At 75.1% G+C, this 16405-nt stretch carries 18 protein-coding genes and 1 pseudogene; 13 read left to right on the forward strand and 6 right to left on the reverse strand.

All coding sequences use genetic code 11. From position 1 onward, the window contains the following. Positions 1 to 250 (reverse strand): annotated as a pseudogene (locus AB0M46_RS25145) (Hsp70 family protein); the annotation flags it as partial. 298 nt (positions 251 to 548) lie between these two features. Between AB0M46_RS25145 and AB0M46_RS25150 the strand changes: the two are divergent. Genes AB0M46_RS25150 through AB0M46_RS25165 form a run of 4 tightly spaced genes read left to right on the forward strand, consistent with a single transcriptional unit; the run spans position 549 to position 3106 of the window. After that, positions 549 to 1112, forward strand: a complete 564-nt coding sequence (locus AB0M46_RS25150; protein ID WP_363339537.1) for a hypothetical protein — start codon at positions 549 to 551, stop codon at positions 1110 to 1112. Positions 1113 to 1148: 36 nt separating this feature from the next. Continuing rightward, positions 1149 to 1541 carry a hypothetical protein gene (locus tag AB0M46_RS25155; RefSeq protein ID WP_363339539.1) on the forward strand — a complete coding sequence of 131 codons (393 nt, stop codon included), beginning with the start codon at positions 1149 to 1151 and terminating at the stop codon, positions 1539 to 1541. A 10-nt stretch (positions 1542 to 1551) separates the two neighbouring features. Beyond that, positions 1552 to 2436 (forward strand): phosphotransferase, encoded by an 885-nt coding sequence (locus tag AB0M46_RS25160; protein WP_363339541.1) that lies wholly within the window; start codon positions 1552 to 1554, stop codon positions 2434 to 2436. Positions 2437 to 2491: 55 nt separating this feature from the next. Next, positions 2492 to 3106, forward strand: a complete 615-nt coding sequence (locus AB0M46_RS25165) for a hypothetical protein (RefSeq protein ID WP_363339543.1) — start codon at positions 2492 to 2494, stop codon at positions 3104 to 3106. A 10-nt stretch (positions 3107 to 3116) separates the two neighbouring features. On the opposite strand, the gene AB0M46_RS25170 is transcribed toward AB0M46_RS25165, so the two are convergent. Further along, entirely contained in the window at positions 3117 to 3341 is a 225-nt protein-coding gene (locus AB0M46_RS25170) for a hypothetical protein (protein ID WP_363339545.1), read from the reverse strand. A gap of 201 nt (positions 3342 to 3542) precedes the next feature. Between AB0M46_RS25170 and AB0M46_RS25175 the strand changes: the two genes are divergently transcribed. The 5 genes from AB0M46_RS25175 to AB0M46_RS25195 all read left to right on the forward strand — a co-directional run bounded on the left by AB0M46_RS25175 (position 3543) and on the right by AB0M46_RS25195 (position 6739). Then, positions 3543 to 4019 carry a hypothetical protein gene (locus AB0M46_RS25175; protein WP_363339547.1) on the forward strand — a complete coding sequence of 159 codons (477 nt, stop codon included), beginning with the start codon at positions 3543 to 3545 and terminating at the stop codon, positions 4017 to 4019. Between the two features lie 201 nt (positions 4020 to 4220). Next, on the forward strand, positions 4221 to 4730 hold the full coding sequence (locus AB0M46_RS25180) for a helix-turn-helix transcriptional regulator (protein WP_363339549.1): 510 nt from the start codon (positions 4221 to 4223) through the stop codon (positions 4728 to 4730). Positions 4731 to 4846: 116 nt separating this feature from the next. Continuing rightward, on the forward strand, positions 4847 to 5362 hold the full coding sequence (locus tag AB0M46_RS25185; protein ID WP_363339551.1) for a hypothetical protein: 516 nt from the start codon (positions 4847 to 4849) through the stop codon (positions 5360 to 5362). Further along, complete coding sequence (locus tag AB0M46_RS25190) at positions 5359 to 6549, forward strand: MAB_1171c family putative transporter (RefSeq protein WP_363339553.1); 1191 nt, start codon at positions 5359 to 5361, stop codon at positions 6547 to 6549. Before AB0M46_RS25185 ends, AB0M46_RS25190 begins: the two co-directional genes overlap by 4 nt. Before the next feature lie 46 nt (positions 6550 to 6595). Next, positions 6596 to 6739, forward strand: a complete 144-nt coding sequence (locus tag AB0M46_RS25195) for a hypothetical protein (RefSeq protein ID WP_363339555.1) — start codon at positions 6596 to 6598, stop codon at positions 6737 to 6739. A gap of 133 nt (positions 6740 to 6872) precedes the next feature. On the opposite strand, the gene AB0M46_RS25200 is transcribed toward AB0M46_RS25195, so the two are convergent. Both AB0M46_RS25200 and AB0M46_RS25205 read right to left on the reverse strand, forming a co-directional pair. Next, a complete protein-coding gene (locus AB0M46_RS25200; protein WP_363339557.1) occupies positions 6873 to 9710 on the reverse strand; it encodes an FAD-linked oxidase C-terminal domain-containing protein in 2838 nt (945 codons plus the stop codon). Positions 9711 to 9864: 154 nt separating this feature from the next. Continuing rightward, complete coding sequence (locus tag AB0M46_RS25205) at positions 9865 to 10479, reverse strand: DUF4386 domain-containing protein (RefSeq protein WP_363339559.1); 615 nt, start codon at positions 10477 to 10479, stop codon at positions 9865 to 9867. Positions 10480 to 10565: 86 nt separating this feature from the next. Here AB0M46_RS25205 and AB0M46_RS25210 point away from each other — a divergent pair, with 86 nt between their 5' ends. Both AB0M46_RS25210 and AB0M46_RS25215 read left to right on the forward strand, forming a co-directional pair. Further along, positions 10566 to 11240: a TetR/AcrR family transcriptional regulator C-terminal domain-containing protein gene (locus AB0M46_RS25210; RefSeq protein ID WP_363339561.1), complete on the forward strand. Its 675-nt coding sequence runs from the start codon at positions 10566 to 10568 to the stop codon at positions 11238 to 11240. A gap of 414 nt (positions 11241 to 11654) precedes the next feature. Continuing rightward, positions 11655 to 13040, forward strand: a complete 1386-nt coding sequence (locus AB0M46_RS25215) for a condensation domain-containing protein (RefSeq protein ID WP_363339563.1) — start codon at positions 11655 to 11657, stop codon at positions 13038 to 13040. Positions 13041 to 13073: 33 nt separating this feature from the next. On the opposite strand, the gene AB0M46_RS25220 is transcribed toward AB0M46_RS25215, so the two are convergent. Then, entirely contained in the window at positions 13074 to 13817 is a 744-nt protein-coding gene (locus tag AB0M46_RS25220; protein ID WP_363339565.1) for a MerR family DNA-binding transcriptional regulator, read from the reverse strand. Between the two features lie 59 nt (positions 13818 to 13876). Between AB0M46_RS25220 and AB0M46_RS25225 the strand changes: the two genes are divergently transcribed. Continuing rightward, positions 13877 to 14758 (forward strand): alpha/beta hydrolase, encoded by an 882-nt coding sequence (locus AB0M46_RS25225; RefSeq protein WP_363339567.1) that lies wholly within the window; start codon positions 13877 to 13879, stop codon positions 14756 to 14758. A 34-nt stretch (positions 14759 to 14792) separates the two neighbouring features. Then, positions 14793 to 15539 carry an SDR family oxidoreductase gene (locus tag AB0M46_RS25230; protein ID WP_363339569.1) on the forward strand — a complete coding sequence of 249 codons (747 nt, stop codon included), beginning with the start codon at positions 14793 to 14795 and terminating at the stop codon, positions 15537 to 15539. A gap of 12 nt (positions 15540 to 15551) precedes the next feature. Here AB0M46_RS25230 and AB0M46_RS25235 read toward each other — a convergent pair whose 3' ends face one another. After that, entirely contained in the window at positions 15552 to 16394 is an 843-nt protein-coding gene (locus AB0M46_RS25235; protein ID WP_363339571.1) for an alpha/beta hydrolase, read from the reverse strand. Positions 16395 to 16405: the final 11 nt, after the last annotated feature.

The following is a 16405-nucleotide window of genomic DNA, read 5'->3' on the forward strand; positions in this document are numbered from 1 at the left end:
GCACCTCCCGGCCGCCGAGCAGCAGCGCGCCCTCGTCGATGCGCCGCTTCGGGTGCGGCTCGAACGCGGACGGGTCCAGCCGGGCGCTGCGCTCGGCGTCGCGGCCGGTGAGCAGGGCGCCGGAGCGGTCGGCGTACACCGCGGAGGGCAGCAGCGGCGACGAGTCGAACAGCAGCGCGTCGACCCGAGCGCCGGGCCGGGCCAGCACCGCGACCGTGTGGGATGTGCCGAGATCGACCCCAAGCCTCATGGCCCGCACGGTACGGGGCCGGGTTCCGGATCAGCAGCGGCCGTTCGTCCCTGATGCGATCTGCCGATCAACCGACCCGTCCGGTTCCGGGCGGTTCGGCCGTGCCCGCGCGGGGTGAGGGCGCCCTCCCGCGGGCCGGACTAGCGTTCCGGACATGTCCGAGCGGTTCGGCCGTGCCCGCGCGGGGTGAGGGCGCCCTCCCGCGGGCCGGCCTAGCGTTCCAGACATGTCCGAGCGGTTCGGCCGTGCCCGCGCGGGGTGAGGGCGCCCTCCCGCGGGCCGGGCTAGCGTTCCAGACATGTCCGACGGAACCTGGCTCGCCGTCATCGTGCTGGCCCTGATCGTCATCGCGTTCGCCATGATGGCTGTCGGTCGGTACCGTCGCTCCCGCGCGCTGCGGGAGCGCTTCGGCCCGGAGTACGACCGGGCGATCGCCGAGCAGCCCAGCCGGCGCGCGGCGGAGCGCGACCTGCGGGCCCGGGAGCGCCGCCACGCCGGGCTGGAGCTGCACGAGCTCGAGCCGCACAAGCGGGAGTGGTACGCCGAGCAGTGGGCACGCACCCAGGCGCACTTCGTCGAGGAGCCCGAGGTGGCCACCCGCGAGGCCGACCACCTCGTGACCGAGGTGATGACCGAGAAGGGCTACCCGATGGGCGACTTCGGCTCGCGGGCCGAGGACCTGAGCGTGGAGCACGCGCAGACCCTCGGCCACTACCGCGACGCCCACGAGATCAACCAGGTGAACGAGCGCGGCCAGGCCTCGACCGAGCAGCTGCGCCAGGCCCTGATGCACTACCGCGTCCTCTTCGCCGACCTGCTCGGCGAGCAGCGCGGCGGCGGCCCGGCACCGCGGCCCGGATGACCCCCTGGCAACCATCGTCCGGAAGGCGGGATCGCCATGCGCGAGGACCCCATCGAGACCACGGCGGCCGGCGGCGCGGGGGCGCAGCCGCGGCCGTACACTCCGCCCGAGCCCACCCCGTCGGCCCCCACCGGGTCGGCGTCGCCCACGACGACGCCCGCCGAGGCGCCCCTCTGGACCGACGTGCGGGCCGACGGGTTCCGGCGGCGGTGGCACGAGCTGCAGACCCAGTTCGTCGAGGATCCGAAGGCCACCGTGGCCGAGGCCCGGCAGATCATCGACGACGCCGTGCAGGCCTTGGCGGACAGCGTCCACGACCGCGAGGAGGAGCTCGCCCGGGCCGGCGCCCGCACCTCCGACAGCACCGAGGGCATGCGCGGCACCGTGCTGCAGTACCACAAGCTCCTCGACCGCGTGCTGTCCGTGTAGCCTGCGGTGAATGCCACCAACGCCACCGGCGACCGGGACCCGCCGCATCGCGTGGGAGGCTTTGCCGGCCCACGTGCGCTCCGCCTTGGAGGCGCAGCTCGGCGCCCCGGTCGCCGAAGCCACGAGCCTGCCCGGCGGCTTCTCCGAGGGCGTGGCCGCCCGCCTGCGCCTGGCCACCGGCCGCGATGTGTTCCTCAAGGCGGTCAGCGCCGCCACCGCCCCGGCCGTCGCCGGCTTCCACCGCCGCGAGCAGGCCGTCACGAGCCGCCTCCCGGCCGCCGCCCCGGTCCCGCGGCTGCTCGGCGCGTACGACGACGGCACCTGGGTCGCCCTGCTGTTCGAGCACGTCACCGGCGCCCTGCCGGCCCAGCCCTGGCGCCCGGCGGATCTCGGCCTGGTCCTGGCCACGGCGACCGGCCTGGCCACGACCCTCACGCCGTCGCCGGTCCCCCGGGCCGAGACCGCCCGCCCGCGCCTCGGCGGCTGGTCGGACCTGACGGGCGCGCCCGGCCTGGCCCGCGTGTCCCCGTGGGCCGCCGAGCACCTGGACGAGCTGGTCGCCCTCGAGGCGGCGGCCGCGGAGACGCTGGCCGGCGACACCCTGCTGCACGGCGACCTGTACCCGTTCAACGTCCTGCTCGACCCCGACCGGCCGGGCCCCGGCGGTGTGCACGTCGTCGACTGGCCGCACGCCTGGGTCGGCGCCGCCCACGCCGACGTGCTCACCCTGATGGCGAACGCCGTGCTCAGCGGCCTGGACCCCGAGCCCTGCGCCGGGCCAACCCGCTCACGGCGGACCTGCCGGCCGAGACCGTCGACGCGTTCCTGGCCGCCCACGCCGGCTTCCTGGTCCGGCTCGCCGTCACCGCCGGGCCGGGGGCGGACCCCAACCTGATCGCCATGGCGACCGGGCTGGGCCGCGCGTCCCTCGAGTGGCTGGCGGCGCGGCGATGACGATGCCGGGCCTGGACGCCTGGGCCGCGTGGCCGCCGCAGACGCTCGCCGCGCGGCTGGCCGGCGTCGACACCCCGTGGTACGTGGCCGGCGGCTGGGCCATCGACCTCTTCCTGGGCACCACGACCCGCTCGCACGAGGACCTGGAGATCGCCGTGCCCGCCGCCCGCTTCGACGCCGTGGCGGCCCGCTTCCCCGACTGCGACTTCTACGTCGCCCACGACGGCGGCCTGCAGGAGCCGACCCCGCAGGCCATGCGGACCGGCCACCAGACCTGGGCCTGCGAGCGCTCGGCGATGCTCTGGCGCTTCGACGTGTTCCGCGAGCCGCACGACGGCGACACCTGGATCAGCCGCCGCGACCCGCGCATCCACCTGCCCTACCGCGAGATCATCGAGCACTCCGCCGACGGGGTGCCGTATCTCGCCCCTCAGGTCGCCCTGCTGTTCAAGGCCAAGGCCGTGCGCCCCAAGGACGAGGCCGACTTCACCGCGGCCCTGCCCCACCTGAGCCCGGCCCGCCGCCGATGGCTGGCCGGGACCCTGGCGATGGTCCACCCCGACCACCCGTGGCAGCCCCGCCTCGCCGCGGGGCCGCCGCCCGCCGGCTGAACCGGCTGGATCAGACCGCCGGGGCTCGGTTCGGCTCCGCGGCCGGGCCGACCGGCGCGGTCGGTTGCTGCGGCGCGTTCGCGACCTCCCGGACGGTGCGCTGCACCTGCTCCAGGCTCGGGTTGGCCCGCACCTGCCGCATGCCGTCCACGATCTGCTCGTATTTCGCCCGCCCGGCCCGCGTGCCGAGCACATATCCCACGGCCACGCCGGCCGCCAGGGTCATCAATCGCATGCGGGTGGTGATGCCCGGCCCGAGGCGGCCCGAAACCCTCCGGCCGGGCGGCCGTTGCCCCGCCCCTGGGGACTTCTGGTCGTGCGATGGCGACACGGCGGCCGGTTCCCGGGGTTGGCGGCCCGCGCCGGTCCGTGAACCGTCGATCTCCCTGTCCGATCGACGACGGCGGCGGACGGTCGCGTCCATCATGATCTGGGCGTGACGCAGCGCCTCTACGACCGGACCAGCCGGAGCATCTCCTACGACGACCTCGACCCGGCCCTGCGCGCCGCCATCGAGCAGCACGCCGACGAGCGGTTGCTCGGCCCGGTGCGGCCGGTCGCGGCGGTGGACACGCACTCGGTGAACCTGAAGCGCAAGGGCGGGCTGTTCGGGCGGCTGGCCGGGCGCTCGGAGAAGGAGCACCGCACCGTGGCGCTGCTGCTGCCGCAGGCCCTCGTCGTGGTCACCACCGGGGCCGAGCGCGGGGTCGTGGTGATGTCGACGCGGCTGGCCGACATCTCGCGGATCGGCGCCGACGACCCGCGGCTGGTCGTCGACAGCGGCATGCGGGTCGAGTCGCGCTGGAACGTCGGCAATGACGTCGCGTCGTACTACGTCGGCCTCGGCGACGACCCGGCCGGCCACGAGTTCCGCGAGAGGCTCCGCGCCGCCGTGGTGGCCGCCCGCCAGTAGGGCGAGATGTGAACGCCGGACGCGCGCGGACGCGCCCGGCATTCCCCCGTTGCCCGCCTCGGGCGGTAACTGCAGTTGCCACCCCGGTGCGGAATGACAAGCGGCCCGACTATATGTGACCGGTCGGCCGCGCTGTCAACCGCTTGAGCCGGTCGACATCGACGTGCGAAGCTGCATGCCACGCCGTTTGGAGGATGCCGCATGTCGACTGGCGAGGACCGCGCCGCGCAGCCGGGGCGGACCCTGGCGAGCCGGCTGGACTACCTGTTTCGCACGATCCGCAACGGCGACGAGGAGTTCACGCACCGGGCTGTGGCCCGGGCGATCACCGAGCGTGGCGACACGTCGATCTCGCACACCGCGATCGCCAACATCCGCAACGGCACGGAGACCAACCCGAAGCTCGGCACCCTCACCGCGCTGGCCCGGTTCTTCGGCGTCGACGTGGCGTACCTCACGCGCGACGCGGCCGCCGAGGACGTGGCGGCCGAGGTCGAACTGGCCGCGGCGCTGGCCCGCATCCGCGAGAGCGACGAGGCCCGCACGCTCGTGGTGCGCACCCGCGGCCTGTCCGACAACGGCCTGCGCTCGGTGCTGCAGATCGTGAACACGATCCTGGAGATGGAGCAGTCCGGCCGGGCCGCGCAGCGTGGCACCTCCGGCCAGGCGCAGCGCGGCGGTCCCGCCGGGCCGGACCTCGGCGAGCCATGAAGCGGACCGCGCCGACCCCCGCGGCAGGCCAACCGTAAGCAGCGGCAGGCCGGCCGCGAGCATCGGCATCGAGCAGTGGCAGCGAACCCCCGCCGGACCCGAAGGACGCCCCCGACGTGACCCTCCGAAGCCTGCGCGGCCGGCTCGAGCGCACGCTCGACGCGATGGCGCTGCCCGAGCCACTCACCGTCGAACGCCTCTGCGCGTCGCTCAGCACGACCAGGCAACGCCCCCTGACCATGCTGGCCATGCCGCTGCCGTCCGGCGGCCCGTGCGGGCTGTGGGTGGCCACCGGCACCGCCGACTACATCGTCTACGAGGCGACCACCTCGCCGACCCACCGCACCCACATCGTGCTGCACGAGCTGGCCCACGTGCTGCTCGAGCACTCCTCGACCAAGGTGCTGACCGACGACGCGACCAGCGCGCTCATGCCGCACCTGGAGCCGGCCACGGTACAGCGGCTGATGGCCCGCACCTGGTTCGACGAGGACGCCGAGCGCGAGGCCGAGGTCGCCGCCGACATCCTCTCCAAGCGCATCCAGCGCCCGCTGCGCGGCGCCGGGCAGGCGCCCCCGTCCGAGGTCGCCGACGTCGTCGACCGCCTGCGCCGCTCGCTCGAGCGCCGATGATCGCGTTCTTCAACGTCGCGTACTCGCTGTGCGCGCTCGCGGGCTACGCCACGGCCGTCTACAAGGTGCGCGACCTGCGCCGCGACCCGGCCAACCCGGCGCTCATCGCGCTCACCGTGGCCCGCCTCTTCCCCGCGCTGTCGTTCACCTTCGCCATCCCGGCGGTCTACCTGGCCTTCGACCGGCTCACGGGCGTCGACAATCTCGCGAGCCTCATGGTGTACGTCCTGATGGTCGCCAACAGCGTCACCGCCCAGGTGCTGTTGCTGCTGTGGTCCCGCCCCGCCGCGACGGCCCGCGCCGCGGTCCGGTGGCGCCTGACCGGGTTCGGCGTCGTGATGGCCGCGACGGTCGCCCTGTTCCTCGCCGCCTCCCACCAGGGCGAGCACGCCATCGACTTCGACGTGACCTTCGCGCGGCAGTGGAGCACCGCCGCGTTCCTGGTCCTCTACCTGACCGCGTTCGCCGTCGGCCTGGCCCTGTCGGCCCGGATGACGTGGCGGTTCTCCCGGGTCGTGACGCAACGCTGGCTGCGCCGCGGCCTGGTCCTCAACGCCGTCGGCGCCGGCCTCGGCCTCGCCTACGCGGCCGGCAAGATGGTCTCGATCGTGGCCCGCTGGCTGGGCAGCGACGCGCTGGACCTGGTCAACATCCTGTGGGCGCCGGCGATCGCCTGCGTGGGCGCGATCCTCATCGCGGTGAGCTCCAGCCTGCCCGCCTGGGCGCCGGACGTCGAGGCGGCGGTGGTCCGGTGGCGCCGGTACCGCCGCCTGGAGCCGCTGTGGCGGGCGGTCCGCGACGCCAAGCCCGCGGTCGTGCTGGACCCGCGGACCGGCCGCCTCGACCGCTGGGACCCGCGGCGGCTGGACGAGCGGCTGTATCGCCGGGTCATCGAGATCCGCGACGGCCTGCTGGCCGCCCGCCCCGGGTTCAGCGAGCCCGCCGCCGCGCGGGCCCGCGCCCGGGCCGCGGCCGCCGGCCTGCCGCCCGAGGAACTGGCCGCCGTCGCCGAGGCCGCCCGCATCGCCCCCGCCCTGCACCTCGCTCCACGGTGGACAGCCGAGCCCGACGGGGCGGACCCCTCGGCGCAGGCGCCCGAGCCGCCGGTGGCCGACGACGCCGACGCCGAGGCGGAGTGGCTGTGCCGGGTGGCGTACGCCCTGGACCGTTCCCCGTACGTCGGCTGAGCCGGTCCGGCTCGCCGGTCCGGCCACGATCCACGCCGGGCAGACCGTGCCGTACTCGCTGCGCGACTTCCCGTTCGGCCACGGCCCGCACCGCTGCCCCGGCGAGCCGGTCGACGCCTCCGGCGTGCGCTGGACCACCGGGCTGCGCACCGACGGCCCCCGTCACCTGCCCGGCCGGATCCCCGCGTAGCGGCCAGCCCCGTCCGCCGCAGGATGTCGGAAATCAGCCCTGGCGCAAACCCGCGCCGAGCCACTATCGTTACGTGCGAGACCGGCATCTTCCCCCGTGGATGCCGGTCTCCATACGTTCCGGGGAGTGCCGGTCAGGCGCGCTCGGCGCGCAGGGCCTCGGCGAGCACCTGGACCAGGTGACGGCCGTCCACCTGGGCGAGGTCGGCCGCCTGGGTGCGGCACGAGAACCCGTCGGCCAGGAACACGTCCCCCTCCTGCGCGCCCCGCAGCGCCGGCAGCAGCTGCTGCTCGGCCACCTGCACCGACACCTCGTAGTGCCCGCGCTCGACGCCGAAGTTGCCGGCCAGCCCGCAGCAGCCGCCGAGGCGCTGCACGGTGGCGCCGGCCGCCTTCAGCAGCTTCGCGTCGGCCTCCCAGCCCATGACGGCGTGGTGGTGGCAGTGCGGCTGGGCGACCACCTTCACCCCTTCGAGGGACGGCGGGGACCAGTCCGGGGTCCGCGCGAGCAGCTCGGCGACGGTGACGGTGGCCCGGCTGACCGCCCGGGCGTCGTCGGAGTCGAGCAGCTCGAGCAGGTCGCTGCGCAGCACGCCGGTGCAGGACGGCTCCAGGCCCACGATCGGCACCCCGCGGGCGGCGGCGTCGCGCAGCCGCTCGACCGTGGTGGCGAGGATGCGCTTGGCGGCGTCCAGCTGGCCGGTGCTGATCCAGGTGAGGCCGCAGCAGACCGGGTCGCTGGTGACCTCCACCGCGTAGCCGGCCGCGGCGAGCACCTCGACGGCCGCCTTGGCGACGTCGGGCGCGAAATGGTCCGTGAAGCTGTCGACGAAGAGCATGACGGGCTTGCCGGAGGTCTTCGCGGTACCGCGGAACCACCGCCGGAACGTCTGCGGCGCGAACGCGGGGACGGCCCGGCGGGCGTCGACCCCGGCGAACCAGAGCGCGACCCGGCGCATCCCCGGCGCGGCGGTGAGCCGGTTGGCCAGCCGCGGCAGCCGGGAGGCCAGCCGGGACCAGCGGGGCAGCCAGCCCAGCGAGTAGTGCGAGCGGGGCCGCAGCCGGCGGCGGTAGCTCTGGTGCAGCACCTCGGACTTGTAGGCGGCCATGTCGATGCCGGTCGGGCAGTCCGACGCGCAGCCCTTGCAGGACAGGCACAGGTCGAGGGCGTCGTGCACGGCCGGGGCCCGCCAGTCGGGGGCGAGGTCGCCGTCGAGCATCTCCTGCAGCACCCGGGCCCGGCCCCGGGTGGAGTCCTTCTCGGCCCGGGTGGCCAGGAACGACGGGCACATGACGCCGCCGAGGACCCTGGTGTCGGCGCGGCACTTGCCCACGCCCGTGCAGCGGTGCACCGCCTGGTTGAAGTCGCCGTGGTCGGAGTGGTAGGCCAGCGCCAGCTTCGCCTTCACCGGGCGGGCGGCGGCGACCCGGATGGACGCGTCGACCGGGTCGGGGTCGACGAGCACGCCCGGGTTGAGCAGGTTGGCGGGGTCGAAGGCGTGCTTGATCCCGCGGAACAGCTCGATCGCCTCCGGGGAGTACATCCGCGCCAGCAGCTCGCTGCGGGCCCGCCCGTCGCCGTGCTCCCCCGACAGCGACCCGCCGTAGCTGACCACCAGGTCGGCGGCGTCCTCGAGGAACGCCCGGAACTTCCCGGTGCCGCCCGGCTTGTCCAGCGGGAAGTCGAGGCGGACGTGCACGCAGCCGTCGCCCAGGTGGCCGTACGGCATGTTGCTCAGCCCGTGCTGCTCGCACAGGGCGTCGAAGTCGCGCAGGTAGTCGCCGATGCGCGCGGGCGGGACGGCGGCGTCCTCCCAGCCGCCGTGCGCGGGCAGCCCCGAGGGGGCGCGGCCGGCCAGCCCGGCGCCGTCCTCGCGGATGCGCCACAGCGGCGCCGCCTTCGCCGGGTCCTCGACGATCAGGGAGTCGATCGCGCCGGCCGCGGCGGCGAGGCGCTCGGCCCGCTCCCGGGCGGCGCCGAGGTCGTCGTCGGCGATCTCGACGAACAGCCACGAGCGGCCGCCGGGCAGCGGGGGCACGGCGTCGGGGCCGCGCCGGGAGCGCACGACGTCGACGATGCGCGAGTCGATGCCCTCGCAGGCGGTCGGGGCGAAGGTGAGGATGGTGGGCACGGCGTCGCCCGCGGTACCGAAGTCGGGATAGCCCAGCACCACCAGCAGCCGGTGCGCCGGGTCGACGACGAGCCGGACGGTGGCCTCGGTCACCACGGCGAGGGTGCCCTCGCTGCCGACGAGCAGGCCGGTGAGGTCGAAGCCGCGCTCGGGCAGCAGGTGCTCGACCGCGTAGCCGGAGACCTGCCGCGGGAAGGTGGCGAACTCGGTCCGGGCGACGGCCAGGCCGGCCCCCACGAGGCCCTGCAGGGCGTCGGCGATGCCCTTGGCGCCCTCCAGGGTGGGGCGGTCCCGCTCGTCCCGGCCGGTGGACAGCCGCTCGCCGCCGATGGTGAGCGCGTCGACGCCGACGACGTTGTCCGAGGTGCGGCCGTAGCCGAGGGTCCGCGACCCGCACGAGTTGTTGCCGATCATCCCGCCGATCGTGCAGCGGGTGTGGGTCGACGGGTCGGGGCCGAAGCGCAGCCCGTGCGGCCGGGCGGCGGCCTGCAGGGTGGCGTGCACGGTGCCGGCCTGCACCCGGGCGGTGCGGCTCGCCGGGTCGACGTCGAGGACCTTGTCCAGGTGCCGGCTGAAGTCGAGGATCACGCCGGGGCCGATGGCGTTGCCGGCCACGGAGGTGCCCGCCCCGCGGGCGGTGATCGGCACCCCGAGCGTCCGGCACACCTCGAGCGTGGCCGCCACGTCGTCCTCGGAGCGGGGCCGCACCACGGCCCGGGGCACCACCCGGTAGAGCGAGGCGTCGCTGCCGTAGGCGGCGCGGTGGGCCGCATCGGTGAGCACATCGCTCACGCCGGCGTGGCTCAAGCGGGCAACGAGATCGTCACGAACGTGTGGCACCGCTGCCATGTTAGTCGTCCCATCAGGCGGACCACACGGGCAGCCGCACCTCGTGGCTGTCGTACGCCCGGCCGGCCGGCAACAGGGGTTTGTCGATGGTGCCCTCGACCTGCCCGAACAGCCGCCCGCGCCCGGCGGCGGACTTGCCGGCCGCTCAGGCGTACGCCGCGGCGACCCCGGCCCGGCCCGGTGCGGCCGCGCGGAACCCGCGCGCCAGCAGCAGCACGCCCAGCGTCACCTCGAACAGGCCACCGGGGACGCTGAAGGCGACGCCCAGGTGCCGGCCGAAGAGCTCGCAGACGGCGCCGGCCTGCAGCAGCGGATAGCCGGCCAGGCCCCACCCGGCGAGCCAGCGCGGGACGAGGCCGGTGCGCAGCAGCGCGCGGCAGAACACGATGCCGGCCGAGCCCGCCGCGAGCATGCCGATCTGGTACGCGGAGTCGTTGCCGGCCCGCAGCAGTTCGCGCACCTCGGGCGCGGCCGTCGCCGACTGGGTCAGCAGCAGCGCCACGCCCACGGCGCACAGGGCCGACTCGACCGTGCGGCCGGCGAGGTAGCCGGCGGCGGCGCCCTCGCCGCGCGGGCGCAGCAGCGGGAACACGAGGACGGCGGTGGCCACGACGATGACCGAGTTGAGCAGCATCAGGACCGCGCCGGCGGACAGCCGCGGCCCGTGGGCGTCGATGGCGAGCGCGCCTCCCCCGCCGTACGCCAGGAAGGCCAGCAGGTAGAGCGCGCCGACGATGCGGCCGGTCGTCTTCGGTGACATGGTGTCGTCCCTCCCCAGGGCAACCGTACTTAGTACGGCCGGAGCGTACCGTACTAAGTACGGCCGATGGTATGGTCGTCCCCGATATGGACGAACAGACGATTCGGCCGGGCCGCCGTGCGCCCCTGGACCGCGAGCGGGTGCTGCGCGCCGCCATGGCCGTCGCCGACGGCGGGGGCCTCGCCGACCTGACCATCCGGTCCCTGGCCGCCTCGCTCGGGGTCAAGCCGATGTCCGTGTACCACCACGTCGCCGGCAAGGACGAGATCCTGGACGGCATCGTCGACCTCGTGTTCGCCGAGATCGACCTGCCGGAGCCCGGCCGCGAGTGGCGCGGCGAGATGGTCCGGCGGGCGCGCTCCGCCCGGGCGGTGCTCGTGCGCCACCCCTGGGCGGTGGCCCTGCTCGAGTCGCGGACCAGTCCGGGTCCGGCGACCCTGCGCCACCACGACGCGACGATCGGCACGCTGCGCGCGGGCGGCTTCCCGGTGCCGCTGACCGCGCACGCCTTCGCGCTGCTCGACAGCTTCATCTACGGCTTCGTCATCCAGGAGGCGGCCCAGCCGCTGCGGGCGCCGGAGGAGACCACCGCGGCGACCGAGGCCATCATGGCGGGCTTCGCCGCGGGCGAGTACCCGCACCTGGTCGAGATGGCGACCGAGCACATCCTGCGGCCCGGCTACGCGTTCGGCGACGAGTTCGAGTACGGCCTCACGGCGGTGCTCGACGCCCTGGCCGCGGCCCTCGCCGGATCCCGCTGAGGGGCGAGGGCGGCCGCAAGGTCAGCCGCACGCGGTCGCCGGCCACCCGTAACGGCCGGCGACTCGCGGCAAACCGGACCAGTACGAAATGTCTCGCGAACCGGCGGGGCGGACATTCTCAACCGGCCCGCCCCCTCGTTCGGACCCTAACCCCGACCCTTCATTACCAATGGGTCACCATAAATACTTCGGACATTCCCATCAATTGACCTCTTTCGAAGGGCGAAGGGTATTGCGCCGGGCTCGGACATCGATAGTGTTCGCATGAAGACCTACCCGCACCCGGGGAAGGAGGCCGCCATGAAGTCCGTGCGCACGCTCTGAGTGAGCAGAGGTCACCTCGATGCTGTGCCGGCGGCTCGTCCGAACGCCGCCGGCGCACACCCTCCCCCCGTACTGCGAAAAGGACCACGCATGTCGCTGATCGATCGCGTCACGGTGCCATTCAAGGGCGACGGAGAGGGCACCGAGGAGCTGACCTGGGGCCAGTTCGCGGCCTGGCGCTCAATGCAGGTCGTCGAGGCCACGGAATGGGCGGGCGGCACCATGGCGCTCGCCGAGGGGACCACCGTGCGGTACATCGCGACGATGCTGGGCTTCATCATGGGCCGGCACCAGTCGCTGCGCACCCGGCTGGTCCCGGACGGCGACGGCCCGCCGCGGCAGTGCCTCGCCCCGGCCGGCGAGGTCACGCTCGAGGTCTACGCCGCCGGCGACTCGCCCGAGGAGATCCGCGAGCGCTACGAGAAGGCCCCGTGGGACCCGTGGGCCGACTGGCCGGTACGGATGGCGGTCGTCGCCGACGGCGAGCGGGCCCTGCACCTCGTCGCGCTCTACTGCCACATGGTCATCGACGGGTACGGCTTCGAGGCCCTCGTCGCCGACCTGGCCAACCTCGACCCGGACACCGGCGCCGCGCTCGCCCCGGTGGAGGGCATCCAGCCCCTGGACCTGACCCGCGCCCAGCGGGGGCGGCCGGCCCGGCGGGCGCACGAGGCGTCGCTGCGCTACTGGGAGCGGCACCTGCGCGCCATCGCCCCCCGCCGCTTCCCCCGCCGCCTGGAGCCGGCCGGCGAGCGCTGGCACGAGGCGACCCTGACCACCCCGGCGACCGACCTGGCCCTGGCCGCCGTCGCCGGCCGCACGAAGGTCCACTCCGGCACGGTGCTGCTCGCCGCCTACGCGTCGATGCTGGCCAGCCTCTCCGGCCAGCCCGTCGGCGCGTTCCGGATCGTGGTCAGCAACCGCTTCCGCCCCGGCTTCGCCGCCTCGGTGAGCAACCTCGCCCAGGCCGGCCTGGCCGTCATCGACACGTCTCCGGCCTCCCTCAACGATTCTCCCGCCTCCCTCAACGAGGCTGCCGCCCCCTTCGACGAGGTCGTCGCCCGTGCCTGGAGCGCCCAGCTGGCCGCCGGCATGCACGCCTACTACCACCCGAAGGACCTGTGGGCGCTGGTCGAGCGGGTCGGCCAGGAGCGCGGCGAGGAGCTGGACACCCTCTGCTACTTCAACGACCGCCGCCGCTCGGCCGCCCGGGGCGGCGCCGACGGGCCGCCGCCGTCCCCGCGCGAGATCAGCGCCGCGCTGCCGGCCTCGCGGCTGCGCTGGGGCCCCCGCTCGGACGAGTTCAACGCGACCTCGTTCCTGCACGTCGACGCGGCGGAGGAGGGTCTCGAGCTGACGTGGCGGGTCGACACCACGGCCGTCTCCCCGCCGATGCTGGAGGCCGGCCTGCGCCAGATCGAGTCCCTGATCGTGGCCGCCGCCCAGGCCGGTGACCTGGCCGGACACCCGGCGTAGCCGCGGACGGCGAGCGGCCGATACCCGTCGCGGTCACCCGCCGGCGGGCGCCCCGCCCGGACCGAGCACGCGGAGATACTCCTCGAGGCGGGCGGCCGCGGTGAGCATCGCGCGGCCCCTCGCGGCGTGGCGGGCCCGCCAGGTGTGCAGCAGGTCGGCGAGGTGCTCGGTGCCGCCGGCCGTGCGGACCTGCTCGACCACGGCGGCGATGGGGCGCAGCAGGTAGCCGCCCCGGCGCAGCAGGTGGGCCAGCTCGGCGTCGCGCACGTCCTCGGCCCGGTAGGCCCGCTGCCGGGTCGAGGAGTCGCGGACCGGGCGCAGGATGCCGGCCCGCTCCCACTTGCGCAGGGTCGCCGGGCGCACGCCGAGCCGGTGGGCCAGCGCGCCGATCGGCAGCTGCGGACCGGACGCCGGCGGGGACGGCGGCGACCCGGCCAGCAGGTGCGCGGCGGCCTCCACGCCGTCCAGCGTCTCGCGGTCGCGCAGCAGCTGGGCGTGGCTGCCGTCGATGGCGCGCAGCGCGGCGTCGGGCTCGCCGGCGGCGATGGCCCGCATGACGTCGCCGGCGGTCGCGTAGCCGTGGGCGGGCACCAGCGCCAGGTAGGCCCGCAGCGCGCAAGCGTGGACCGCCGTATACCTGCGGTAGCCGCTGGCGGTGCGCTCGGCCGGCGGGATGACGCCGTCGCGCTCGTAGTTGCGCACGGTCTGCGGCGAGATGCCGTGCTCCCGCGCGAGGTCGACCGGGCGGTGTACCACCGTTTGAGGCTTCAGGCCCACTCCTCCAGCACAGCGCGGGTACGACCTTCACTACCAGGTTCAACGATACAGTAGAGGTCATGGCTATCGCGGAACAGGTACGACTGCACGACGGCAGCACGATCGGCGTGGAGGTGCACGGCGCCGGGCCCGCCGTGCTGCTGCCCGTCAACCCCGTCCCGATCGAGGGTGCGGGGGCCGAGGAACTGCGCCGGTGGGGCGCCGACCCGGCGCTCGGCCGCACCCTCATCGACGGGCTGGCCGACGCCTTCACCGTCGTGGCGTTCGACTACGAGGGGCACGTGCTCGCCGTACCGAAGCCGGACACCCTCACGCCCGCGAACGTCGCCGCCGACGTCACCGCCGTGGCCGACGCCGCCGGGGTGGACCGGTTCGCCTACTACGGATACTCGTGGCTGGCCCTGGCCGGGCTGCACCTCGCCCTGCGGACCGAGCGGGTCGCCGCCCTGGCGATGGGCGGCTACCCGCCGCTGGGCGGCCCGCAGGCCGAGATGCTGAAGGTGACCACCGCGACCCATGCGAGGGCCGTGTCGAACGCGACCGGGCAGCCGAGGGACCGCAAGCCCGCGGCGGCCGACGCGGACTGGTCCACGGCCGAGGTGACGCTGTCGGAGGGGCAGACCCGGCAGTTCGTGACGCTGTACGAGGCCCTGCAGGGCTTCGACGAGCGGGCCGCCCTGCAACGGCTGCGCTGCCCGCGGCTGGTCTTCGCCGGGTCGGCCGACGAGATCGACTACGACGAGCGGTGGGGCGGCGTCCACGTGAGCATGGCCCGCCCGCTGATCGACGGGCGGGCCGACCTCGAGGCGCTCGGCTGGCAGGTCCGGGTCCTCGACGGGCTCGATCACATGGGGGCGATGCAGGCGGGAGCGGTCCTGCCCATCCTGCGATCGTTCCTGGCGCAGCCGGCGCAGCCGGCGCAGCCGGCGCAGCGCGCTTGACTTCGAGCGCGCTCGAATCCTTAGCGTCGGCCGCATGAGCGTCCCACGGGTGCTGATCACCGGCGCGACCGGCGGCCTCGGCCTGGCCATGGCCACAGCGCTGGCCGCCGCCGGCGCCCGGGTCGCCCTCACCGGCCGCGACGGCGGGCGGGCGAGGGCGGCCGCCGCCCCGCTGCCCGGCGCCGTCGGCCTCGCGCTCGACGTGCGCGACGAGCGCTCCGTGGCCCGCGCGGTCGACGCGGCCTGGACCCGCCTGGGCGGCCTGGACATGCTCGTCAACAACGCGGGGCTGGGCATGCGCAGCGTCAACCCGCGCTTCATGACCGAACCGCGGCCGTTCTGGCAGGTCGACCCGGCCGGCTTCCGGGCCGTGCTGGACACCAACCTGACGGGCTACTTCCTGATGGCCCGTGAGGTGACCCCGCGGCTGCTGTCGCGCGGCGGCGGGCGCATCGTCAACGTCGCGGTGAGCGAGTCGACGATGACCCGCGCCGGCTTCGTCCCGTACGGCCCGTCCCGCGCCGCCAGCGAGTCCCTGTCCCGCATCATGGCCGCGGAGCTGCGCGACTCGGGCGTGACGGTCAACCTGCTGCTGCCCGGCGGCCCGACGGCGACCGGGATGCTGCCGCCCGACGCGTTCGCGACCGGCCGCACGTTCCTGGACCCGTCGGTGATGGGTCCGCCCATCGTCTGGCTGGCGTCGGACGCCGCGGCGGGGGTCCACGACGAGCGCATCGACGCCTCGAAGTTCGGCGAGTGGCTCGCCGCCCGCTCGGCGTAGCGGCCGGGGGCCTCACGGGTGGGCGGCGAGCCACTCCAGGGCCTCGGCGGCGTGGCGCATGACGGTGATGTGGCCGGCATCGGGGACGATCCGCAGCTCGGCCGCGGGCAGCCGGCCGGCCAGCCACTCGCTGTGGGTGCTGGGCACCATGCGGTCGGCGGCGCCGTGCAGCAGCAGTGCCGGCTGGGCGACCGCGGCCGGGTCGAAGCCCCACGCCCCGGACCCGGCCAGCTCGTCGTCGATGAGCCCAGCCGGGCCCATCACGAGCGCGGCGGGCACGATCCGGTCGAACCAGGCCCAGTCGCTCTGCAGCGCGTCCCAGTCGGCCGGCAGGAACCCGATGTCCTCCTCGCCGGTCGCGCCCTTCAGGTGCTGCTCGTAGGCGGCCCGGCCCTCGCGCGCCGCGCGCAGGGTGCTCAGCGAGCCGTCGGCCATCCCGGCGTACCAGTCGAAGCCGGACGCCGTCGAGGGCTCGAACGGCGCCAGTCCCGAGATGCTCACCACCGCCCCGACCCGGTCGGGCAGCAGCGCGGCGCAGGCCAGCGCGTGCGGCCCGCCGCCGGAGTGCCCCATGACCGCGAACCGCCGCACCCCGAGCGCGTCGGCCACGGCCGCGGCGTCCGCGGCGACGGAGGCGACGCTGCGGCCCGGCGCGGGGGCCGACGCGCCGTAGCCGGGCCGCGAGTGCGCGATCCACCGGATGCCGAGCCGGTCCGAGGCGGCGAACAGCGGCTCGGGCGGCTCGCCGATGTTGGGCGTGCCGTGGTGCCAGTACACGACCGGGCCGTCCCCGCCGGTGTCGTACACGTGCAACAGCCGCCCGTCGCCGAGCTCCACCCCGATCTCCGTGATCATCCGCCGAGACT

It is taken from the genome of Dactylosporangium sp. NPDC051485, assembly GCF_040682015.1.
Taxonomy (GTDB): domain Bacteria; phylum Actinomycetota; class Actinomycetes; order Mycobacteriales; family Micromonosporaceae; genus Dactylosporangium.